Annotated in this window: 15 protein-coding genes; 10 read left to right on the forward strand and 5 right to left on the reverse strand. The window is 46.1% G+C overall.

Features of this window, described 5'->3' with window-relative positions:
* The first annotated feature begins 51 nt into the window (after positions 1–51).
* Entirely contained in the window at positions 52–5,001 is a 4,950-nt protein-coding gene (locus MKY23_RS04075; RefSeq protein WP_339835497.1) for an S-layer homology domain-containing protein, read from the forward strand.
* 94 nt (positions 5,002–5,095) lie between these two features.
* Here MKY23_RS04075 and MKY23_RS04080 read toward each other — a convergent pair whose 3' ends face one another.
* Both MKY23_RS04080 and MKY23_RS04085 read right to left on the reverse strand, forming a co-directional pair.
* Entirely contained in the window at positions 5,096–5,782 is a 687-nt protein-coding gene (locus MKY23_RS04080) for a response regulator transcription factor (RefSeq protein ID WP_090923222.1), read from the reverse strand.
* Positions 5,783–5,786: 4 nt separating this feature from the next.
* Positions 5,787–7,937, reverse strand: coding sequence for an ATP-binding protein (locus tag MKY23_RS04085; protein ID WP_339835502.1), 2,151 nt, complete (start codon positions 7,935–7,937; stop codon positions 5,787–5,789).
* A gap of 229 nt (positions 7,938–8,166) precedes the next feature.
* Between MKY23_RS04085 and MKY23_RS04090 the strand changes: the two genes are divergently transcribed.
* From MKY23_RS04090 to hemG, 5 genes are all read left to right on the forward strand, one after another.
* A complete protein-coding gene (locus MKY23_RS04090) occupies positions 8,167–8,736 on the forward strand; it encodes a hypothetical protein (protein WP_090923218.1) in 570 nt (189 codons plus the stop codon).
* 496 nt (positions 8,737–9,232) lie between these two features.
* Positions 9,233–10,342, forward strand: coding sequence for a crosslink repair DNA glycosylase YcaQ family protein (locus tag MKY23_RS04095; protein WP_339835506.1), 1,110 nt, complete (start codon positions 9,233–9,235; stop codon positions 10,340–10,342).
* Between the two features lie 147 nt (positions 10,343–10,489).
* Positions 10,490–11,650, forward strand: a complete 1,161-nt coding sequence (locus tag MKY23_RS04100) for a cobalamin-independent methionine synthase II family protein (protein WP_339835508.1) — start codon at positions 10,490–10,492, stop codon at positions 11,648–11,650.
* Between the two features lie 229 nt (positions 11,651–11,879).
* Positions 11,880–13,040, forward strand: coding sequence for a TIGR04053 family radical SAM/SPASM domain-containing protein (locus MKY23_RS04105; protein WP_339839200.1), 1,161 nt, complete (start codon positions 11,880–11,882; stop codon positions 13,038–13,040).
* Between the two features lie 24 nt (positions 13,041–13,064).
* Positions 13,065–14,621 (forward strand): protoporphyrinogen oxidase, encoded by a 1,557-nt coding sequence (hemG, locus tag MKY23_RS04110; protein WP_339835512.1) that lies wholly within the window; start codon positions 13,065–13,067, stop codon positions 14,619–14,621.
* Positions 14,622–14,759: 138 nt separating this feature from the next.
* Here the strand turns inward: hemG and MKY23_RS04115 are convergent, their stop codons facing one another.
* Positions 14,760–15,356, reverse strand: coding sequence for a GNAT family N-acetyltransferase (locus tag MKY23_RS04115; RefSeq protein ID WP_339835515.1), 597 nt, complete (start codon positions 15,354–15,356; stop codon positions 14,760–14,762).
* Positions 15,357–15,469: 113 nt separating this feature from the next.
* Positions 15,470–16,300, reverse strand: coding sequence for a TVP38/TMEM64 family protein (locus MKY23_RS04120; protein ID WP_339835518.1), 831 nt, complete (start codon positions 16,298–16,300; stop codon positions 15,470–15,472).
* A gap of 159 nt (positions 16,301–16,459) precedes the next feature.
* Between MKY23_RS04120 and MKY23_RS04125 the strand changes: the two genes are divergently transcribed.
* From MKY23_RS04125 to MKY23_RS04140, 4 genes are all read left to right on the forward strand, one after another.
* A complete protein-coding gene (locus MKY23_RS04125; protein ID WP_154960339.1) occupies positions 16,460–17,158 on the forward strand; it encodes a response regulator transcription factor in 699 nt (232 codons plus the stop codon).
* Positions 17,151–18,476: a HAMP domain-containing sensor histidine kinase gene (locus tag MKY23_RS04130; RefSeq protein WP_339835521.1), complete on the forward strand. Its 1,326-nt coding sequence runs from the start codon at positions 17,151–17,153 to the stop codon at positions 18,474–18,476. The genes MKY23_RS04125 and MKY23_RS04130 overlap by 8 nt, the downstream gene beginning before the upstream one ends.
* Positions 18,477–18,653: 177 nt before the next feature.
* A complete protein-coding gene (locus MKY23_RS04135; RefSeq protein ID WP_339835524.1) occupies positions 18,654–22,034 on the forward strand; it encodes a HEAT repeat domain-containing protein in 3,381 nt (1,126 codons plus the stop codon).
* Between the two features lie 77 nt (positions 22,035–22,111).
* Entirely contained in the window at positions 22,112–22,690 is a 579-nt protein-coding gene (locus tag MKY23_RS04140; protein ID WP_336121116.1) for a DUF4256 domain-containing protein, read from the forward strand.
* Positions 22,691–23,032: 342 nt separating this feature from the next.
* Here MKY23_RS04140 and MKY23_RS04145 read toward each other — a convergent pair whose 3' ends face one another.
* Positions 23,033–23,878, reverse strand: coding sequence for a MerR family transcriptional regulator (locus MKY23_RS04145; protein ID WP_339835532.1), 846 nt, complete (start codon positions 23,876–23,878; stop codon positions 23,033–23,035).
* Positions 23,879–23,920: the final 42 nt, after the last annotated feature.

Consider the following 23,920-nt stretch of genomic DNA (forward strand, 5'->3'; position numbering starts at 1 on the left):
TAGTAATGATATGAAGAAGATTACGAATGTTTAATCAGGGAGGAATACAGAATGATGCAACATGTTATGGGCAGGAACAAGCTTCGATCCTTGTTTTCTGTTGTTCTTGTTTTCAGTTTACTTTTGAGTTCGTTTCCATCCATTGCTTTTGCGGATGATCCAGCATCACTTGAGATCGGAACTGCTTCCGGATCTCCTGGTGATATAGTAGACGTTCCTGTATATATCTATCCGGGGGATTATAGTATATATGGCTATCAGCTTAATTTTACCTATAATCCTAATAAACTTGAGCCGATGCCAGGGGTAGCAAGTACGAAATGGAACACATCTACCTTTGATAAAGGTGAAATTCCAGCCAGTACTGAAGTTTATGTGAACTCCAGTTTCGGAGAAGAACACCCCATTAAGGATGGGAAGCAAGAGATATTTGTTTTACATTTTAGAATAAAGGAAACAGCGAGTGAGGGTTCAGCCCATGTGATTTGGAATTCAGGTACATACATTGGATCTAATGAATCCATAGTAGGTATTGACCATAATACTCCGGGTTCTGTCACAATAAATCCTGCCTCTGGAACAGGCACGGGGGACGTGGAACCAAAGGATGCACAATCACCTCAAATTAACCAGCAACCTTTGGATAAAGAAGTGAATTTGAATGATAGTGTGCAGTTGAGTGTAAATGCAACGGTAAGTGACGGCGGAGTGTTAAGCTATCAATGGTACAGTTTAATTACGACTGGAGAGAGGGCCATTGATGGGGCTACGGATAGTAGCTTTGATGTGCCGACAACGACGGCAGGAACAACGTTTTATTTCGTTAAGGTAAAGAACACACTCGGTGCCAGTTCCAAGATAGACTCTAGCCAAGTAGTCAGTGTAACGGTGAAACCCCCATTGGCTGAAGGGCATTGGCAAGATATAACGGGGCCAGAGATACCTGTTAATGGACCAATTGATATCGCAGTTGATCCGAATGGTACGGTGTACGTGGCTAGTTCCACAACAATTAAGATGCGGTCCAACAATGGTAACTGGATCGATATAACACCAGAAGAAGGTCTCGAATATATCTCGGGTATGGCTGCAGATAGCACAGGGGCAATCTATGTGTCGCGGAGCCGCAGTAGTTCTATTTTGAAATATATGGATGGTACTTGGGAAGTTGTTAATGGCACTAATGAAGGTCTCTCCACGCCAGTTGATGTGGCAGTGGATGAGAATAACCAGATTTTTGTAGCAGATAGAGAGTTCAGAAACGTTAAAAGACTGGTCGATGGAACCTGGGAAAGTATCAGTGAATTCAATGTCTCTACTCCTGTTGGATTAGCAGTAGGTAATGGGAATGTTTATGTAACATATGATAACTTTGTTGAATTTGGAGTTAAAACATTAATGGATGGTAGCTGGGAAGGTATCACAGCTGGCACAAAATTTAATATGCCACAAGGAATTGCAGCCGATGCAAGTGGGGATGTGTATGTAGCAGACTCATATAATCATGTTGTAAGGAAGCGGTCTGCAGGCGTATGGACAACGGTCAGTGAAGTAAGTGATTTCAGCCTTCCATATGGTGTAGCCATAAGTCACAATGGAGACGTGTATGTCACAGATTATGAGAGCGGACATATTAAAAGGCTGATTGTTAATGCAGCAATTCCGGTTATTCATGCACAGCCCATTGGCGATACGGTAGATCAGGGAGCTGAGCAACCGAAATTGAGCATTAATGCCACAGTTAACGATGGTGGTACATTGAGCTATCAATGGTACAGCAACACGAAAAATAGCGTGGAAGGAGCCTCATTGATTGAGGGTGCAACGGAGAGCAGTTATTCCGCACCGACAACTCAACCTGGCATTCTCTACTATTATGTGAATGTGAAAAATATGAATACTTCTGCTGCCCAAAATCAAGCCGCATCAGTCAATAGTTCCCTTGCGCTAGTGACGGTGAGTAGCGGCGGCAACACTGGTGGTGGAACAGGACCAGTGATTACGGAACCAGCAAAGGCACAATCCCCTCAGATTTCCCGACAACCTGCGGACAGAAGTGTAAGCCTGAATGATCCAAGTCCACAGTTGAAAGTCGTTGCATCCGTAAATGATGGGGGTCAGCTATCCTATCAATGGTATCGCAATACAAAGAAAAGTGTCGAGAGTGGAAACATTGAAAAGATCGCAGGAGCAACGGAAAGCAGGTATGATGCGCCCGCATCAACTGTGGGAATAACGTATTATTTTGTTGAGGTAACCAATACGCTAGGTGAAACTTCCACAACAACGCCGAGCACTGTAGCTACAGTACTTGTAAGTAAGGGGAGCTGGCAAGATATCACGGGGCCAGAGGCATCTTTTGTTGGTGCAAATGGTATTGCAGTCGATCCGAATGGTACGGTGTACGTAATAAGTGGAATGAAAATTGTTAAGCGTACTATAGACAGTGACTGGCAGGATATCACTCCTGCTGATGGAGAGGAAAGAGAAGATTTTTATACAGGGATTGCAGCAGATAGCAAAGGTACAATTTATGTGTCTAGGAGCAGTGACAGCTCTATCTTGAAATACGCTAATAATATTTGGGATACTGTTCCTGGTAATGGACTTATCAATCCATCGCATTTGGCAGTTGATGAGCAAGATCAGATCTATGTGGTAGATCGAGGCGACGTAATTAAAAAACTGGTTAATGGTACTTGGGAGAACTTCGGTTCAATTAATAGTTACATTTCTAGTTTAGTAGTGACTGGTGGGAAAATGTATGCTAGTCATAGTAATGGAGTTACGGTCAAAACGTTGTGGAACGATAGTTCGGAGGAAGTCGTATCTGGCGTACAGTTTGTCATGTTAATAGGAATGACAGCGGATGCGAACGGTAATGTGTATGTTGCAGACAGTGAAGGCGTGAAAAAACTGTCAAATGGTGAAGCGACGCCAATTAGTACAAAAGCCGATTTCAGTATTCCGTATGGGCTCGCTTTAGATTCCCTTGGTAATTTGTATGCTGTTGATAATCAGCTCGGCAAGGTTAAGAAGCTCATCATCAACGCAGCAACTCCGGTAATTCATACGGATCTGGTGGACTTAAAGGTAGATCAGGGAAGCGAGAGCCCGCAATTGAGTGTGAATGCCACGGTAAGTGACAGTGGTACATTGAGCTATCAATGGTACAGTAACACAAATGATAGCGTTGAAGGCGCTACATTGATTGAGGGTGCAACAGAGAGTAGTTTTTCCGTACCTACAGATCAAGCAGGTAAGGTGTACTATTATGTGAAAGTGAAGAACACAAACGATTTGGCTGCTCAGAATCAAACGTCAACGGTCAATAGTTTGGTTGTGGCGGTGACTGTCAATTCAGCTAATCTTCCGGCTTACAATGTATTCTTTAATCGGCAGGATGGAACTGCTCCATTCTCAATGGGGGTAACACAAGGCTCCAAGATTCCAGTAATGATTGTTAAGGAAAGAGCAGGTTACACCTTTGAAGGGTGGTACAAGGATGCAGCAGGAACATTAAAATGGAATAACGATACAGATGTTGTGAATAGCGATGTTACTTTATATGCAAAATGGACTGCCACTAGCAACGGCGGTGGAACAGATCAAGGTGGCAACACTGGCGGCAACGGTAGTGGAACTGGCAATGGCAACGCTGGTGGAAACAGTGGAAGTGCTGGCAATGCAGGAAGCAACAACAGTGTTAGCGCAGGAGCAACTCCTGCAGGCACGCCAGCCCCGACCAATGATGCGGTTGTAGTACTGGTGAATGGCAAAGAGGAGCGCATTGGTAAGTCTGTAGCTTCTAAAGAAGGTGAACGTACGGTAACGACGATCACTGTTGATCAGAAGCAACTCGATACCAAGCTGAATGCAGAAGGGCAAGGCGCTGTTGTAACAATCCCTGTTTCTGCTGAGTCCAATATCATTATAGGTGAACTCACTGGACAGATGATTAAGAAGATGGAAGACAAACAGGCGATTCTGGTTGTGAAAACAGGAAATGCAAGCTACTCGATTCCTGCGCAGCAGCTTGATATTGATTCGATCTCCAGGCAATTGGGTTCTACAGGGACGCTGGAGGACATCAAGCTGTCATTGCGTATCGCTTCTCCGGAAGCAACAATGATGAAGGTTGCCGAAGATACGGCGAAACAAAATGCATTTACACTGGTAGCACCTTCAATTGACTTTACAGTCAAAGCAGAGTATGCAGGAAAGTCAGTGGATATAAATAAGTTTAATGTGTATGTGGAACGGTCTATAGCTCTGCCCGAAGGCATTGATCCAAGCAAAATTACAACAGGGATCGTAACAGATCCAGATGGATCTGTACGTCATGTTCCAACCAAAGTAACACTGGAGAATGGTAAGTATTTTGCCCACATTAACAGTTTGACCAATAGCTTGTACTCGGTAGTTTGGCATCCGCTGACGTTCAAAGATGTAGAAAGTCACTGGGCCAAGGATGCTGTTAATGACATGGGTTCCCGTTTAATTGTAAATGGCAGTGGTAATGATCTTTACAATCCGAATGTGGATATGACACGTGCTGAATTCGCAGCTATCATGATGCGGGGCTTGGGATTGAAACCGATTGAAGGAAATTCACCTTTTGCAGATGTAAAAGCTTCCGATTGGTATCATTCCGCCGTGCTGACGGCTTATGATTACAAGCTGATCGATGGCTTCGAGGACGGAACTTTCCGTCCGCAAGAGAAGATTACCCGTGAACAAGCGATGGTGATTCTCTCCAAAGCGATGGTAATTACCGGGTTAACAGAGAAGCTTGCAGGTAAGGGCAGCGATGAAATGCTGAAACCTTACACGGATGCTTCACTTGTTGCGGCATGGGCGAAAGCTGGTGTAGAAGCAAGTTTGGAAGCAGGTGTCGTGAGCGGCAGAGGAGCAGAACAACTGGCTCCGAATGCGAATATTACCCGTGCTGAAGTTGCGACGATTGTACAACGGTTACTGAAGGTATCCGGTTTAATTTAATGAAATTCAAAGGGTTGCTCCGTGCAGAACTAACTGCATCAGGGGCAACCCTTTTTGTGTATTTTGCATAATAAAAAAGACGTTACCGGAATGGCTATGACGAAGCCAGCATGTATCCTGCTCCCCGAATCGTAATAATTCTCTCTGGATGGAGAGGGTCATCCTCTATCTTTTTGCGTAAATTACTGATGTGTACAGCGACCGTTCTCGTATCCTCCAGACTTTCCATGCCCCAGACAAGATTGAATAACGTATCGACCGAGATCACCCGATTCACATTCTGTGCCATATAGGACAGGAGACTGAATTCTTTTTTGGATAAAAAAATGGTTTTACTACCTATGTTGACGGACTGAGCATAGAAATCCAGTTGCAACCCTGGTAACTCCAGCAGTTGTTCCCGCCTGCTTGACGATACTCTGCGAAGATGAGCCTTGATTTTGGCCATGAGTACGCCTGGACTGAACGGCTTGGTCACATAATCGTCGCCGCCATCCGTTAATGCACTGATCTTCACCTCATCTTCCTCATGGCTGCTCAGAAACAAGATCGGCGCATCAGTGTAGCCTCTTGCGTTCCTGCACCAGTCAATGCCGTTTTCATTGGCTAGCATCACATCCAGTACAATCAAATCAGGATTAAACGATGTAAGCAGCTGCATGGCTTCTGTCCCGGTATGACTATAAGTGCAATTAAAACCTTCACGTTCGCAATACGCCTGAACAATCTCACATATATGGGGATCATCATCGACGATCATAATTTTGTACGAGTCCTTCATATGGTCACCTTCCTGCTATTGAATAGAGCGGCAGCGATATATAAAATATCGATCCCGTCTCGCCGTCGCTGTCTGCATGAACGCTTCCCCCATGTGCCTGAACAATTTCCCTGCAAATCGCGAGTCCGAGTCCACTGCCCTCCACTTTCATGTCCGTGCTTGGCCGATCATATCGGTAATTGCGATCAAAGATTTGCTCGAGTTGATCCGGGGGAATACCCATGCCAGAGTCTTGTACACTAATGATCACATTAGAGGGATCTTCTGTCTCATCCACGGCTAGAGCAAGACGTATGATTCCACCAGTAGAGGTGAACTTCATCGCGTTGGATACGAGATTAAACAAAGCCTGCTCTAATCTTTGCTCATCAATCTCAATGTGCGGAAAGTCAGCCCGTTGATCTTCCCCTCTGCCGATGTCCAGTGTGAAATCCAATCCTGCGTCAAGCACAACCAACTCATATTGTTCAAAAAAACGATGTAAGAAGTCGGCTGCATGAACCGGCTCCATGTGGTATTCCACTTGTCCTGTCTCCAGATGAGACAAGAAGGACAACTCCCCGATCATATGATTAATTCGTATCGTGTTATCACGAATATATTTTAGGTACTGTTCATTGCGTTCTGGCTTTACCATATCTTTTACCGCCTCGACATAACCAAGCATGCTGGACAGCGGCAGACGCAAATCATGTGTAATGTAGGCAAGTAGCTTCTTTCTTCCATGCTCTGAGCGGAGTAACTGCTCATACGACGTACGCAGGTCTTCGTGAGCCGCAGATAATGCATGTGTACGTTCCTTCACCAGTTGCTCCAGATTGGTATTCATATCGGTAAGCCTGTCATTCGCTTCCTGAAGCTCATGGGCAATCCGCACCTCGTTTGTTGCTGCCCTTGTAAATCTGGAAGAAAGCAGAATCAGCTGTGCAATCGTGAATATCAACAGACCTGCCGGAGAAGTATTTCCGATTGGCGACCACTCATTGAAGTATAAGAAGTCGTTAATCACCGTAACCAAAGCAACCACGGATACGAGCAGGAAAATCAGAGCTCCCTCCATATGCTGCATAGCCGCTTTGGCTAGCCCAACCATCAGATATGCCATATGAAGAACAACGACCGCACCAATCAACATTAACATTTTGGTATAGATCAGTGCAGGGGTTATGACAACAACCAGGCAAAGTAATCCCGTTACGATTCGGCTGCCAAGACGGAACCATCGTGAGACATAATTCGGGAAAATACATTCATAATACTTGGTAATGACATACCCACCAAGACAAAGAGTCAGATATTCCATTTTAAACTGCAATTCCCACGGGAAATCAGAAAAAAATTGTGTAAACATCAGCTCGCCATTCAGCATGGATCGGATGCCAAACAACAAGGTAAACAGACCAAAGTATAATGGTGCTCTGTCCTGACGGCGGAGCAAGAACAACATCAGATTATATAAGCCAATGACGAGCAGACTTGCTGTTATAAACATGTCTGTGGCAACCTTCAGTTTAGTCTGGACCGTTAATACGTTACTCCCACCTAGTTCTATTTCTTTGGTGATACCGCCACGATTATGATAGAAATTGGATACTTGCATCACGAGTTCTACCGTATCGCTCTCGGGCTGGAAGAACACCAGTTTTGTTGCCAATTGCGGTGTCATGTTACTTTTGTCCTGACCAACCCTACCTGCTTCTGCAAGCAGTTCTCCATTCACCCATAGTTTATAAGCATGGAAAATGGTAGGTAACCGCAGCGCAAGTCGCTCATTTCTGTCCTGCTCGCTAAGCTTAATGAGCAGACGAAAAGTGGCAAAGCCTTCTCCTGTCAGTTCTTGACCATCCAATCGGTAGCCTAGCCATGATCCAGGTATATTGATATATCGGTCAGACTGTCCACCCATTTCCATACGACTTCGTATATCCTCAGGCGAAAGCAACTGATGCCAGTAGAATGTCCATTCTCCCTCTAACTGTACAGGATTTGTACGAATATGACCCTGAGTTAAATCGAGTATGCCTTGTTCGCTTTTAACGGGAGGGGAATCTGGTGCAGACATCACGGCGTAGCTTATGACCAAACCGATAACAACGACAAAAGTGATGTGAAGCAAGATCGTACGAGAACTGACTCGCAGAATATCCCTGAACATGAAGTTGACCCCAATCTACAAAATTCGCTATAAATATCTGAATATCTTCATGATAGCATCAACAAAAGAAAATGTGTGAGTCATGGAGATAAAAACTTCAAGAAAGACCCAGATGACTTCAAAGGTGAACTATTCTTTTGTGCTGTAGCTATTAGAGGGGCGTATCGTTGTGCTGTGCTATACTTTATGTAAATGTTCTGTTGAAGCTTTTCTGAGAATAGGAGGAACTATGTCCTGGAGTAAATTAAAACAACAATTAGAGAGTTTCCTTAGCCCCGCACTGGCCGGCACAGTAGCGTACCGGGCAACCAGTTACCGCTATTCACCGGATAAATCAGGGAGTGGTTATCTGACCGTGGATCAGAAGAATATCCTTAATATGGCGGATACGACGACACCCATACGGTGGTATCAGACCGATCAGGAGATCAAGAATGATCCCAATATCGTAATTCCTGTAAGTATGGAAGAGATTGAAGCCATTCGTAAAGAAACGAAAGGGGCTGTACCGGAAGAACGACTTGAGATCATGGTGCGAGGTAGAAAAAGCACATCTCATGCTAAGGAACTGTTAGCGGCTCAAGCCGCATTGAGCAAATCGAATTTTACGTCGGTAGCAACAACGTTTCTGGCCACTTCAATCGAGGACAATCTGGAGAGCAATGACATTCTGCTCAATATTTTGGCGCTGATCGACAGACGGGTGGGCAAAAAGCGGATTCTGAACATGTCGGATTCGATTAAAATGAAGCATTCTGCCGTGCAGTATTTTTACGAACTGCGCCGCAGGACAGTGTGAAATCGTTATTTCGCATGTTAAATCAAGCTTACAAACAGCTTATAAAGCAAAGAGAGCCGTGCTGTAACACGACTCTTTGCCGAAATAGCCGCTTCTAAGAGCAGTGGGCTTCAAACAAGAGCATACACGACCAAGTAGACCGCGACCTTTGTAAGGGGGCGGTCTACTTGTGTTTATCGGACCGCAACGCTGGAACTTAGCCAACCAAAGGTTATCATCGGCAAGCTCAAAGGGTAGAGAATGTAATTTAGAGCGGTTTAGAACAAAATATGTTGTACTACATATTGTTTTTATACTTCAACAAAGATAAGATATAATAAGAACATACGTTTTGTTCATGCTATATTTTATACATATTCGGGGGATTACTGTGGTTGAACTTGTTAAGGGGTGAATACGTCCAATGATACAATTAACCAGACGGCAAGCCAGGCGATTTTTATTGTTAAAGCATGGGTTATTGGGGGAGCATCAATATGTCGGAAAGTCAGGGGTCATGGAATTTACAAGACAGGTTGGTTGTCTTCAATATGATCCTATCGATATCTGTGGAAAAAATGCCGAGTTAGTATTGCAGTCACGCATTCGTGGGTTTAGCAAGAACATGCTCGAAGAGTTATTGTATGAAGATCGATTACTGATGGATTATCCCGATAAGAATCTCGCTATAATCTCTATTGAGGACTGGCCTTATTTCGAACGGTACAGACAAGCGGCCAGGCAACATGCCGAAAGCTATCCCCAGATGGAGACGCTCACAAGGCAAGTACGGGATTATATACAGCAAGTTGGTCCGGTAAGTTCGAATGAATTAAATGCATTGCAACTAGAAGGAGATTTCACTTGGCGTTCAGCCATTCATTGGAGTAGTGGGAACAATGTCTCTCGCTCGGTGCTAGAGCAGATGTATTCGACAGGTGAACTGGTTATCCATCATAAAAAAGGAACACGTAAATATTATGATCTGGCTGAGAAGCACATACAATCTGATTTATTGCACGCCCCGGAACCGTTATTGGACGAATTAGATCATCACAAGTGGAGAGTATTGCGCCGAATCGGTGCGGTTGGTTTACTGTGGAATCGTGCATCCGATGCCTGGCTTAATATATGGGGGTTAAAAACAGAACAGCGGAACAGGGCTTTTCATGAGCTATTGCTGGAAGATCGCATTATTGCTGTGGAGGTAGAACAAATCAAGGAACGCTTATACTGCCGGACAGAAGACTTACCTATGATTGAACACATACTGCAAAATCCGGAGTTACAAGAGCGTTGCGAATTAATTGCTCCACTGGATAATTTAATGTGGGATAGAAAGCTTATTTATGCATTGTTTGAGTTCGACTATAGATGGGAGATCTATACGCCAGCTCTCAAACGGAAATTTGGTTATTATGTGTTGCCTTTACTGTATGGAGACCGGTTCATTGGGAGAGCCGAGATTATCGTGGAACGGAAATCTGGAAGGCTTGTTGTTAAACATGTCTGGTACGAAAAAGACATGCAGCCAACCGAAGAACTTGTAGCCGTGGTGAAGGAATGTTTCGAGCGGTTTGCAATATTCAATGACTGTGAGACGATTTCAATAGAGGGAAAAGACTAAAAACTAAACATCAAAATTGAAGAGCATACATGTGTTTGTTCCCCAGCGGTTATAGCCTGAAGCTATAACCAGTCATACTTTTTTGGTATCTCTTCTAACCCCGCTCCGCGTGATATGATAATCATATACAACGAGGGGGTTATTTACATGACTGACAAGTTCCAGATCGTAGGCAGTTTATTGCGGCCGGAAGAGCTGCTGACATATAAAACACAGATTGAACACCGGGATGATATCCAGTATCCATTCTATGAAAACTTTCAAGGATACCAGCAATGTGAGACGAAAGCGATTGAACAAGTGATCCAAAAAGAGATTGAGAACGACCTGTCCGTTATCACGGACGGCGAATTTTCCAAATCGATGTGGCATCTCGACTTTGTGTGGGGATTTGGCGGAGTGGAGCGGTATATTGCGGATCATGGGTACTTTTTCCGGGATGTGGACGGCACTTCTAAATATGAAACACGTAAAGATATCGGGCTGCGTATTACGGGGCAACTGAGCGGCAAGAATCATCATTTCATTCAACTGTTCAAGCAGTTGCAAGACCAAGCGGGTGACCAGCAGACCAAACTCTGCATTCCATCGCCATCCCATATTTTCGGTGAATTATCGTGGTCGGACAACATTGGGGGCAAGGATGCCGTATACCAGAATACACAGGAGCTGAAAGCCGGCTTGGTAAGTGCTTATAAGGAATTTGTGCAGGAGTTTGCAAGTGCGGGTGGTAAAATTCTGCAAATGGATGACTGTCTCTGGGAGCTGTTTGCCGATGACAATCCGAACTCGCCTTTTACCGGAGAGCATATTAATCAAGAGGAAGTACAGGGTCTCGCCACGGAGTTTATTGATATCAACAATACGGTCATTGACTTCGGTCATAGTCTGGGTCTGAAAATGTGGACACATAACTGCCGCGGCAACTATGACTCCCGTAACATGGGCGGCGGATCGTATGCGAAGATTGCGAATCTGTTCCTGAAGCAATTGAAGTATGATCGTTTCTTCCTGGAGTGGGATGATGACCGGGCAGGTTCCATCGAAGCGCTGGAAGTGTTCAAAGACAGACCGGATACGGAAATCGTACTGGGATTGCTGTCCTCCAAAACGAGTACACTCGACGATGAGGAGCGCGTGGTTCGTCTGCTGGACGAAGCCTCCAAGATCATTGACAAAGATAGGCTACTGCTGTCTCACCAATGTGGTTTTGCGTCCTGTGATGGCGGGAACGAACTGAGCGAAGCCCAGCAGTGGGCGAAGATTCATCAGGGTCAGCAGATTGCGAAGCAATACTGGGGCAACTAATTTCTATAACATATAGATATTTTCATAGGGCGATCTTTTCCGAGCAGGATTCGGGAGAGATCGTTTTCTATTTTGCCTGATTCGTTACCGTGTGATCGTTATGTCTGTTTTGTGATTCTTCTCACTTTCCTGACCCGACATCTGCTCTACACTTAATGGCATGTAGATAGGGGGAGAATGGATGACGATGCCACAGATCAAGGCGCAAATGCAGCAGTTAAGGCCGCAGATGAAGCCACGTGATTATACCCAATATCCGTTCATCGTGATCTGGGAAGTGACCCGGGCATGTGCACTGAAATGTGTACATTGTCGGGCAGAGGCCCAGTATCGGGCTGATCCACGTCAACTGACCACCGAACAGGGAAAAAGGCTGATAGATGATATCGCTGCTATGCAGGAACAACCGTTATTTGTTTTCACGGGGGGTGACCCGCTAATGCGGCCTGATCTGTTTGAACTGGCGGAGTATGCGATTCGGGAGAAGGGGCTACCCGTGTCCATGACGCCTAGTGCCACCCCGAAGGTCACTGAAGCGGCAATTATGCAGGCGAAGGAAGTCGGCTTATCCCGCTGGGCATTTAGTCTGGACGGGTCAACGGCCGAGATTCATGATCATTTTCGCGGAACCAGAGGTTCTTATGATATGACGATGAGGGGCATCCAGTTTTTGCAGGAAGCAGCCATTCCGATTCAAATCAACACGACCGTTTCCCGTTATAACCTCCACGATCTGGAGGCGATCAGCCGCAAGGTGAAAGAGATGGGCGTTGTGCTGTGGAGTCTGTTTTTCCTCATTCCGACAGGCAGAGCTCAGGAAAAAGATATGATCACAGCGGAAGAGCATGAACAGGTCATGAAGTGGATGGTGCAGCTTGCTCATGAGATGCCTTACGGCGTGAAATCAACGGAGGCGCCTCACTACAGACGAGTAATGATACAGCAACGGACAGCAGGAGCAGAACAGGCCTCAGAGCAGGCCTCAGAGCAGAACTCCAAGCAAGGCTTAGAACTTCAATCCGAGCAGAGCGCAGGTTATCAGGCAGATGTGGCCTCGGTTTTCGCCAAACGCCCAGATATGCTGGGACGTGCACCGCAAGGGGTCAATGATGGGGACGGGTTTGTGTTTATCAGTCACACGGGGGACGTCTATCCTAGCGGTTTCTTGCCCGTGGTTTGCGGTAATGTGAAGAATGAGTCGCTCATTGAGGTGTACCGGAATTCACCGGTGATGCAGACCTTGCGGGATAAGTCGAAATTGAACGGAAAATGTGCAGTCTGCGAGTACAAAACGATGTGTGGTGGCTCCAGAGCAAGAGCGTACGCAATGACGGGAGATTATATGGCCAGTGATCCTTCCTGTGCCTATATCCCGGTGGCGCTGCGTTAAAGTTTATATGGCGGGAAGTGTAGCATGGAAAATCAACGCACGAAACAAGTTGTCATCGCTGGCGGTGGCATTACCGGATTAAGCGCAGCTTATTATATCGAACATTTTTGCAGAGCGAATGATATTGCAGTAGAACTTATTATTGTCGAAAAAAAGGATCGATTCGGTGGACATGTGCACACCGGTAAAAGGGATGGATTCGTGATCGAACGGGGGCCCGATTCTTTTCTCGCACGGAAAACCTCCATCATTGAGCTTATGCAGGAGCTCGGTATGGGTGAAGAACTCGTTGGTACGCGTCCAGGGGTGTCGCATAGCTATATCGCCTATCGGAATAAACTGCATCCGATCCCGGATGGCTTTATGCTCGGTGTGCCTACGAAGTGGAAACCCTTCGTAACAACTCGTTTATTGTCCCTTCGGGGCAAGGTGCGAGCAGCAGCAGATCTTGTTTTGCCGCGGAGGTCGAGCAGGGAGGATGAGTCTCTGGGGCAACTGCTGCGCAGACGCCTTGGCGATGAAGTACTGGAGCAGATCGCCGAGCCGCTCTTGGCAGGCATATATGCAGGCAATGCGGACGGACTGAGCGTACAAGCAACGTTTCCAATGCTACAGGAAACGGAGCAAAAACACCGTAGCCTGATCGTGGGCATGCTGGGTGTGAGAAAAAGTCGCGCCCCAAAGCAAACAGTCAAGCCTACGGCTCAAACCACAACGGAGTCTACGTCACAACCTACAACTATATCGGCAACCCGTCCAGCTCTCAAACCCGCATCAAAACCATCGGGCACGGCCACTCGAAGCATGTTTTTGAGTGCACGGGGCGGACTGGAAGGTGTGGTAACGCAACTTGAACAGACACTTTCTTCCACAGCACATTTGATCAGGAACACGGAAATTTCCCGTGTGTCGAAAGCAGAACAAGAGCAAGGAAAAGACACTATACGTTATACGGTTCAGTTTAACAATGGAACGACGCTTGCGGCGGATGCGGTAGTGATTGCGACTCCAGCGTATGCAGCAGCGGATATGCTTGCACATGAGCATGAGGCGATTGCAGAACACCTGCGTGCGATCCCGTATGCTTCGGTGATGAACGTCGTACTTGCTTATCGCGAGCAGGATGTGGGTGTTTCCCTGAATGCATCCGGCTTTGTTGTACCGCGCAAGGAAGAACGCAAAATTACAGCCTGCACCTGGACATCATCTAAGTGGGAGCATACAGCGCCGAAAGGTCACATTCTTTTGCGAGCCTATGTGGGGAAATACGGCCGTGACCCGATGAGTCATCAGCTTACCGATGAAGAAATCATTGCTGAAGTACGCCGCGAATTACAGGATACCATGGGGATCTCCGCAGAGCCTGTTTTTACAGAGATCAACCGATTACCGTTATCCATGCCCCAATATCAAGTCGGGCATCTAAAACGAATCGCAGAGGTTGAGAAGTTACTGGAAGATGTTATGCCTGGAGTGTACGTTGGTGGCGGAGGTTACCGCGGAATTGGCGTTCCGGATTGTATCTCTCAGGGCAAGGCTATGGCGGAGAAAGTCATTGGCACGTTGTTGGGAACTAGATAAACATAAAGAAGCGGCAGCCTGTCCCGAAATTCAATCGGGGGAAGCTGCCGCTTTTTTTATTGGCAGGCGCTGAATTTACTTACGCTGTAATGATCGGCTCAAGGAATATATTCACACGATCCGGGGATGTGGATCACGCTATTTCGCAGTAGCCTGCTGCGCCAGCCATTCTTTTTTTAATATCGCATATTGATACGTGTTCTCGTATTTCGGCGTGCCGTCTTCATTTTTCACAAAAGAAATAAATTCAAGGAACAGACCTTCCCGGCGCATACCGAGTTTCTCACACAGCTTCTGAGACCGGAAGTTATCGTCTTCCACATAAGCGTAAATTCTTCGAATTCCCTGCTCCATAAAGAGGTATTCCATGAAGGCACGAGCACTCTCGCTGGCGTATCCTTTTCCCTCAAACCTTCCGTTAAAATTCCAGCCGACACTATACGTATCTGGATCTGAGTTTGAATCTGAATTCGATTTCGAGTCCGAATCTGGATCATGGCCTTCTGTCATCCCAAACAGCTCTCCAATGATTTCATTGCTGTCTTTCAGACAAACGGCGATATGAGAGTCGTCCTTGCTTCGTTTCTCTACCTCAGCGACTGCTTCCTCAAGTGTCGACATCTGATGATCCATAAAGCAGTTCACTCGTGGATTCGCGGTATACTCGAGCAATCCGGCCGCATCCGTTGCGGCAAAATTACGTAAAATCAATCGATCCGTTACAATGTTTTGCATATATGATTCCTCCAATGATGACGGAAATAGATCATGCATATCTAATCCATATTCCGTATTTCGTATTTTGTTGTGTGTGATGGCATCGTACATATTCAACTCTTCTGTCATCTTTATCCTTTTTTCGGTGCCAAGTCTCTCGGCTTAACTAAAGCAGGCGCAGTTTTTGTTTTTAACGTCGTATGGACTCCCTTTGTCTCGTTTATCTCCTTGATCTCACTATCTTCATTGTTCTCCATATTCTTAATTGTCGGATTCGTTTTATCCGCTTTGGAGAACAGATTCATTAATTTGTCCTTGTAGATGTATCCGAATATAAATCCAACGACAGCAATAACCGATATGATGATGGCAATGGTATATTGTTGCATATGAAGGTTTGAACCTACCACGGCCGAAGCGATAATCCAGGGCAAACGTCCAATCAGCAGAATAGTGAAGAAGCGTAAAGAGCTGATGGATGTCAGCGCAGCGACAAAGACGAGCATGTCTTTGGGCAACCCGGGAACGAGGAAAAAGATAAATAAAAAGGCAGCAAATTTTCGCTCATCATGCATGAATGACATCCATTTCATATTTTGCTTCCGTAGCAGGCGCGATACAAAGTCACGACCGATAAAACGGGTGAAATAGAATGCGATCGCTGATCCTATGATCAGACCGACCGTAGTATAGAAGGAGCCGAGTGCAGTACCGTAGATATATCCACCGGCTATCTGTACGACCTCTCCGGGAATAGGCGCAACGACGATCTGTAGAATTTGAAATAAAATAAACATGATCGGGCCCCAGTGTCCCGTTGAATGAATATAAGCTCTGAAATTATCCATCGACGACATGATTTTAATGATAGCTGGTGCATAATAGATCAGCAGAGCTGTGGATACGACAGCGATCAGACCCAGCAGTACTTTCATCACGATACGTTTTGAAGTTTGCGGCATAGCTGAAGACTCCTTTTTTAATTACTTTGACTATTAACAGTATAAATCGAAATCATGAAGAGATACCTACTTAACTTCTTAAGAATTCTTAAGGCGATCCTGATCCACTGGCTCTGTTAAAACACGCAGACTATACTGGAATGAACGGAGGGATTTCGAATGAACAACAACAAGCAGATTTTAATTGCAGATGATAATAGTGAGATTCGTGAGATCGTGAAGATTTTACTAGAAAGTGAAAGCTACGAAGTCATTGAAGCCGTCGACGGCCAAGACGCGGTAGATAAAGTAACGGAAGAGACAGATCTTATTATTCTGGATATGATGATGCCCAATAAGTCTGGACTGAAGGCATGTCTGGAGATTCGTGAAAAAACGAGTGCGCCGATCCTGTTCCTGACAGCAAAAACACAGGATTCGGATAAACAACTAGCCTTTTCGTCGGGGAGCGATGACTTTTTGTCCAAGCCATTCTCGTATACCGAACTGGTGGCAAGGGTCAAAGCGCTGCTTCGCCGATATTATGTCTACCGGGGCAAGGAGAAGATCGAAGAGGCTGAGAACATTGCGGTGAAGGATCTCACCATTCACAAGGATGCGAAATCGGTGTATATCGGTGAGAAAGAAATCTCGCTGACGGAAATTGAGTATCAGATTCTGTTGCTCTTGGCGTCCAAACGAAGAAAGGTTTTCTCAGCCGAAAATATCTATGAGAGCGTGTGGCAGCAGCCTTATTTTTATACTTGTAATAACACGGTAATGGTTCACATTCGGAATTTGAGAAATAAGCTGGAAGACGACCCGCAGCATCCTAAATATGTGCAGACCGTTTGGGGGAAGGGGTACAAAATTGAATAAACTGCTCATCGGAAAAAAACTGAAGCTCAAGCTGGTACTTGCCATTATTCTCTCGCTGTTCGTTGCCGTAGGTACATTCATCGTCTTGCAGGTGGTTGGGGAGACGGCACTGGACAGTTATCTCAGCAAATCGACGTTTATCGAAAACAGGCAGCAGGATGCGCTGAAACGATTCCAGACCATGGTAAGCAGTGAGCACTTGTCCACACAGGATCATCAGAGACTCTCGGAATGGATTCGTGGGGAGCGGTACTTGGAGCTATTCATATTTGAACAGGATAAATTGATTTATGCATCCAACACGGAAGCGGATCCTGCGATAAATAAAGAGCTAATAACTCAGTTCTTACCGTCCAGAACACCGATTACAACCGTCCAGTTTGCAGATCAGCCGGCTCAGATTTATTTGGTTGGTTTCTACGAATATCAGTACTATAACTTGCTTTTGATTTTGACGGTATTCGCAGCTTTGATTGTGTTTATTGTTGCATTCTTGCTCATGATTAATCGGAAAATATCCTATATTGGCAAGCTTGAGCGTGAGATCAAAATACTGGAAGGCGGCAATCTGGATTATAAGATTACGGTGTCTGGTAAAGACGAGCTGTCATCGCTGGCATGGAGTATCGACGAGATGCGAAAATCTTTTGTGGAACGGCTCGGTAGCGAGGAGAGGGTGAGAAGTGCGAATCGAGAGTTGATTACGGCGATTTCTCATGATTTGCGCACACCGCTCACGATTCTGCTTGGATACATGGACATCATTGAACTGGGTAAATACAAGACACAGGAGGATCTGCACCAGTATATTCACAATAGCCGAGAGAAGGCGTATCAGATCAAGATTCTATCAGATAAGCTGTTTGAGTACTTCACGGTCTCTTCTGCATCAGAGGAAGAGGATGTGGAATCCGAAATCTATGATGGGCGAGAGTTGCTTGATCAGCTTCTGGATGAGCAACTGGCCTTAATGGAAAATTTCGATGTTGAGTTGAAGCAGAAATACGGGGAACAGGCCTTTTTGATCGAGTTGAATCTTGTAGCGATCCGTCGTGTGTTTGATAATATTTTCTCGAATATAAAGAAATATGCGGATCGTTCTCATCCAGTGGATATCGATTTATCTATCGAGCAACACATTTTAATCATGACCGCTCGGAACCGGATTAAACCTGTGGACAAAACGAAGGACAGTAACGAGATTGGACTCGTCAGTTGCCAGAAAATCATCGAACAGCATAACGGAACATTGAAGATATCTGAGCAAGAGGAAACATTTATCCTACAGATCGAATTGCCCGTTATTCTCAGTAAATGAGATCGGAAGTCGTATGGTTTAAAGACACGCCCTAGGCAGAAATAATACATTTTTGCTTATTCGATGTAACTTCCAAGTGTTAGGAAGGGTTATATAAGAGAGTAGCAAAAGGGGAAAAAGTGTAAATGAAAATGATTTAAAAGTAAGGAACACAATGTGATTGAGGGGAGAGGCTTCATGAAGAACAATCATACTCCACTGAGTAAAAATCGGATTTTAGAAGAACTGGACTCGCTTGGTTATTCGAACCGAATGAAAGAGATTGCGCGGCTGGGACGGCATCATCTGGCTGTGGGCGCGAAAGATTACGCTACGCTTCTGATTGAGCTACTGGACAGCGGGACAGCGTACGAGGCACATCTGGCGTTAACCGGAGCTGGCGCGGTAAAGGATGCACAAGCTGTTATACATGCGTTAAATCATCCCAAGGCTGGGGTCAGGGGCCGGGCTGCCCGGATGCTCGTAGAGGTGGTCACTGATCCGGGTTATGACATTGAAACCGAGATCGTTTCGATGTCGCACCATTGTCGTCAGCAACTGTTGCGGAGCATTGTGAAGTATACCAGACAGGACTGGGCAGAACGGCTGTTGCCGGTCGTATTGGAACGTTGGGGCGCAGATGACGCTATTTTCCTGCTATCCATGTGTGGTGAAGCAACGGTTCGCACACGATTGCCACAGCTTGGATATGCAATTGATAATTGGCGAACCATAACAACCCGGAACCCGGACCTGGTCGCTGCTTACTTAGAAAATGCCTTGAATCAAGTATCGGAGAGCGACAGGTCCAGTGTGTGGTATGAGATGGGCACGGCAGTAGAGAAGCTGAGTATATTGAGACCAGCAGCAGTCCTGGAATATGCATTGTCTTATGGTCCAAAAGAACAGATTCATCCTGTGATTAAGAATCAACTGGGTATCCTGATTCGGACCAGCCCTGAGCAAGTATTTGAACTGCTCGCGAGGCAGGAGACAAGGGCATATCTGCTGAATAACGGAGTTCCGGCGGGTGTGTTGAAAAAGAGAAGATACTTCACCACTGCACAATGGACTGCACTGGTGACCATGCTTGCCGAAGCACCTTTTCAAGTGGCAAAGGTGCTGGATACGCTCGCGCCTTCAAGCCGTGAAGCGTTATTTAATGCAGCTTACCCGGTGCAGGAGCGAACGAATCGAATGTTCCCTATGGCCCTGCTCGATGTACTGCCGCATCAGTTACGCGACAAAGAAGCGGTTCGCATGCTCACCCTGCGAGAAGTTCTGGAAGACCGGGGCAAAACGTTCGAAATGACAACACGTCGTCTGATTGCACAAGTTAGAGAAACGCTGGAGCAGGCTGTTCAGGTATCGAACGCGGATGAGCGTGCTATGGCTTATTCCCGGCTGATTCAAAGCACGGCTCTGTCCCGTAGTGGGATGGAGGACACGTTACGGTTCCTGACGAGAGTGAGAAACGATCAGGACCCGGTACGTTTTATGGTAATGGCAGAACTATCGAGATGTCCGGTCACGTTGTTTAAGGAAGAGCATGTGCCACATCTGACGATCCTGGTGGACAGTGTCATTGAGGCCAGAGATACTTCGTATGGAACCAGAACGGGAGTCGAGCAATTGGCTTTTGACATGCTGCTGGAGCATGCAAGTGAACCTGGGCGTCCCTTGTTCCAATTTGCGCTTAGAGCGATCAAGCGCATGGCGATGCGTGATGGGCAGTTTATGTTATTTTCCAGAGAGTGGAACAGTCTGCCGCAGGCCGCACTCGAAACCTTATTTGACGAGATCTATGCTATAGGTGTAGAAGCGAACAAGCGGGAGAGTGACTACGTCGTTCTACAGATGGCTAGTGCATTTGGCAAAGCGATTGATCGACTGCCCAAACTGCACGACCTGCTCGAGGAATTGGTGAAGAGTAAAAAGTCAGCGGCTCAAGCCGTCAGGTACTGGCTCGCTCCCTACAAGACCAGGGATAAACGGGTTAGGGAACTGCTGGACCTTGATTCGACATTCATCTCATTTTATGAAGTGTTTGAGCATTTACACCGGAAGCGTCAGGAGTGGCTTGATCCGTTTATCTCTGGTAAAGTCCTCAAAGGCAAGCACTTAACGGGGAAAACCATCTATCTGGTTCCAGCATATCATGGCTTTTATCGCTGGTTGCCTCGTCAGCAACAAGCGCTGGCTTCGCTACTTGACCGAGTGGCACAAGACAACAAGCGAAGCTTCTATGAGCGTGCAAATGCGATGCGGAGTTTGGCGGGTATGCCGGATTATCGTTCGAATCCATTGCTAGAGAAGCTACTAACTGATCCGGAAGTACATATCGTGGAGGCTGCCCTGCATGCTTTTTCGTTAACGGAGGAACCGGAAGACGCCCTACCTGTGTTGTTAAATAATCTGGATGGAGATCGTGCACGAGTAGCGATGTACTCCATTCCGAGGTGCGCACGCAGGGTGAACCCGGTGTTGCTCACGTCCATGCTTTCGAGCCTGTTGGACCGGGAAAAACTCAAGATTACGGTGCGGAAAGAAGCGGTTCGGTTGCTGGGAACTTATAAAAGTAGTGAAAGTGTGACCTTACTCATCCGTGAATTTGAGAAGCCGAAGCGGCACAAGGATGTCATTATTGCCATTGGTCATGCGGCCAGACAATGTCTGGACGATGAGCGAAGCTGGACAATGATGAGTATCATGGCGTCCTCTTCGGATCGGGACATTGCGCGCAGTTTGCTGAATCAGCGTCCGGATGAACTTCCGGTGGAAGCGCGACTGCGATATTTACAGTGGATTACCGAAATTGCGGGGCATGATGACCCGATTGTATCGATGGAAGCCTTTCATGCGATGTCACGCTGGGGACATGTAAGTGCAGAGGTCATTTCACAATGTGCTGGCAAAGCACTAATCGATCTACAGGATGGTACGCGCTGGAAAGCCGCGATTCTTGCCTTGGTCACGGTTAGCAGGGACGGGAAAGTGAATGATGAGGTCGTACAAGTCATCCGGCAGTTGGCTGAAGTGGAGGCCCAGGACGACTGGAACGCAGGTAGGGAGCGGGATTTACCTCATCGTCAACGTTTGCTGGAGTTAATTGATCAGCTTGTCTCGGGTTCTATATCGGTGAAAAGGCGACTTGCTCCATTATATGCATCCATTATCAGGACTCTTCAGCATCATCAATCGCTGAAGCTCACGGCGATTCGTCTGCACCTGGCTGCAATGGATTGGAGCCAGCCGGATCAGGCGGTCGAAGGGTTACACCCTGTTATTGATATCGTTAATGCGCATCCGTATGTACTTGAATCGGTCGATCGGCAGATTAAGCGTACGGTGCTTGATGGGAAAGGATATTGGAAACCGGAGCAGCTACTCCACATCGTAGATGTGTTGAGAACGCGGACGGATATTGCTTCTTCCTGGATTGGACTATCTTTGCTCAAGGTCGCTGGTGAGGATTTACTATGGAATCAGGATTGCCGCAATCGCTTAAGAGCTTACCGACAGCATGAACAAGAAGCGGTTCGTCTGCTGGCGTTGGACAGTTGGACAATACTTGAATAACATCATTGTTTTCACTACAATCGAGTAGAATAAGTGCGCTGCACCACTATATGCTAATGAACCGGGGGAGAATGAGGATGACCATGAACTCCATTGAAAATGAAAAAGATCTGTCACCGGAACAACGTGATGAATTGTTCAAGGCATTAAAGACCCGTTTTGAAAAGAATATGAGTCGTCATTCCGATCTGGAATGGGCTAATGTAGAGGCTAAACTGGAAGCAAACCCGGACAAACTATGGTCACTGCACGAGATGGAGAAGACGGGCGGCGAACCGGATGTTGTGGAGTTGGACAGTGAGACAAGTGAATATATCTTTATAGACTGTTCACCAGAGAGTCCCAAGGGTCGCCGTAGTGTATGTTATGATCAGGCTGCACTGGATGCACGTAAAGAGAACAAACCTAAGCATAGCGCTGTTCAAATGTGCATCGAGATGGGCATTGAGCTTTTGGATGAGACCCAGTATCGTGAACTTCAGCAACTGGGGAACTTTGATCTGAAAACATCCAGCTGGGTGGTGACACCTGAACATATTAGACAGCGGGGGGGAGCCATTTTTTGCGACCGCCGTTACGATACCGTGTTTATGTACCATAACGGGGCAGAGTCCTATTACGCTGCAAGAGGTTTCCGTGGTTTGTTAAAGGTGTAAATGAAATATAGATTGGATTATGTTAGATGAAATGAGCAGTCCCAACAGGGATAGAGAGGAACGATTCGGCAGGTTGCGAATTGTTCCTTTTTTGGTTTTAATTAAGCCAAGTTAAGTGAGTTAAGCTATATAAGTTGAACTATTCTTTTACACAATAACGGAGAGGACAGAAAAAACCTGAAAAAGCGGAGCTAAAAGCTTTCTGAAAGAAAGCTAGCATCGGAAGCATACGCTTCGCCTTTATCACCGGATTTTCCCCTTTGGAAAAGGGAATCCAAAAAATCTGGGGATAACCGCTACTCTCCAGGTTATTCTGTCATCGGAGTGGGCCGTGTAAAATCTTTAGTTCAACTTATATAGATCTCCTTTGTCATTTGGCTCCTCAATATGCACCATAACCCGAACCAGATAATCCTCCGCATGTTGCAGCACAATCTCATCCTGCATGTAATCCTCGTAAGCATCACCCTTAATGACATACTGTTTCTTCTCTATATGATCAAAGATTTGCGGAAAAAACCTCTCGGTATCTCCATAGTCGGCTCTGGCATAAGAAACAAGATAATATCCCTCCGGCATATACGCCTGTTCATGATGCTCTGTTGTCATATAGCTATACATATGGGAGATCATATCTCCATCCTTGCGTAGCAGATCCGCTTTAGGAATGATGACGCCGCCGGGATAACCGAGCGGAGCATGTTCCTTGTTCAAACGTACTCGAAAATCCTCCCAAAGTTCCTCAGGGAACTCCTTTTTGGATGAGTAGATACGGCGGCTCAGCAGCAAGGGGGTTTCAGGTTGCCAGATGACATGCATTTGGCTGGTGTCGAGGTGCATGGATTGCTCTATATTTTCCGCACGTTGAATAATCATTTGTTTGGCCTGAGTCAGTTTGGCAATCTGCAACTGTAGATTCTCCTCCTGTTTGCGCAAAAGTTGAAGAGTCGTTTCTGGAGAACGCTCACCGAGATGTTGCTGAATTTCCTCCAGGGACATGCCGAGCTCTTTGAAAATATGAATAACGCCGATCGTTTCAAACTGGTTGTGGCTGTAATAGCGATAACCGTTATCCGCCACATAGGCAGGCTTGAACAGACCAATGCGGTCGTAGTAAATGAGGGTTTTGCGTGAAACTTCTGACAGCTTGGAAAAAGCGCTAATGGATAACATTTCATTGGAATGCATAAGTACCTCCAGGTCGAAAAAAGGTGATTGACTGTATAGTTG

Source organism: Paenibacillus sp. FSL R7-0272, assembly GCF_037969905.1.
Classification (GTDB): Bacteria; Bacillota; Bacilli; order Paenibacillales; family Paenibacillaceae; genus Paenibacillus; species Paenibacillus polysaccharolyticus.

Bases quoted from the DNA above. Each gene is read 5' to 3' on its own strand.
- MKY23_RS04075 (WP_339835497.1), top strand. From the start codon at position 52: ATGATGCAACATGTTATGGGCAGGAACAAGCTTCGATCCTTGTTTTCT.
- MKY23_RS04080 (WP_090923222.1), bottom strand. From the start codon at position 5,782: ATGAAGGACTCGTACAAAATTATGATCGTCGATGATGATCCCCATATA.
- MKY23_RS04085 (WP_339835502.1), bottom strand. From the start codon at position 7,937: ATGTTCAGGGATATTCTGCGAGTCAGTTCTCGTACGATCTTGCTTCAC.
- MKY23_RS04090 (WP_090923218.1), top strand. From the start codon at position 8,167: ATGTCCTGGAGTAAATTAAAACAACAATTAGAGAGTTTCCTTAGCCCC.
- MKY23_RS04095 (WP_339835506.1), top strand. From the start codon at position 9,233: ATGGAATTTACAAGACAGGTTGGTTGTCTTCAATATGATCCTATCGAT.
- MKY23_RS04100 (WP_339835508.1), top strand. From the start codon at position 10,490: ATGACTGACAAGTTCCAGATCGTAGGCAGTTTATTGCGGCCGGAAGAG.
- MKY23_RS04105 (WP_339839200.1), top strand. From the start codon at position 11,880: ATGAAGCCACGTGATTATACCCAATATCCGTTCATCGTGATCTGGGAA.
- hemG (WP_339835512.1), top strand. From the start codon at position 13,065: ATGGAAAATCAACGCACGAAACAAGTTGTCATCGCTGGCGGTGGCATT.
- MKY23_RS04115 (WP_339835515.1), bottom strand. From the start codon at position 15,356: ATGCAAAACATTGTAACGGATCGATTGATTTTACGTAATTTTGCCGCA.
- MKY23_RS04120 (WP_339835518.1), bottom strand. From the start codon at position 16,300: ATGCCGCAAACTTCAAAACGTATCGTGATGAAAGTACTGCTGGGTCTG.
- MKY23_RS04125 (WP_154960339.1), top strand. From the start codon at position 16,460: ATGAACAACAACAAGCAGATTTTAATTGCAGATGATAATAGTGAGATT.
- MKY23_RS04135 (WP_339835524.1), top strand. From the start codon at position 18,654: ATGAAGAACAATCATACTCCACTGAGTAAAAATCGGATTTTAGAAGAA.
- MKY23_RS04140 (WP_336121116.1), top strand. From the start codon at position 22,112: ATGACCATGAACTCCATTGAAAATGAAAAAGATCTGTCACCGGAACAA.
- MKY23_RS04145 (WP_339835532.1), bottom strand. From the start codon at position 23,878: ATGCATTCCAATGAAATGTTATCCATTAGCGCTTTTTCCAAGCTGTCA.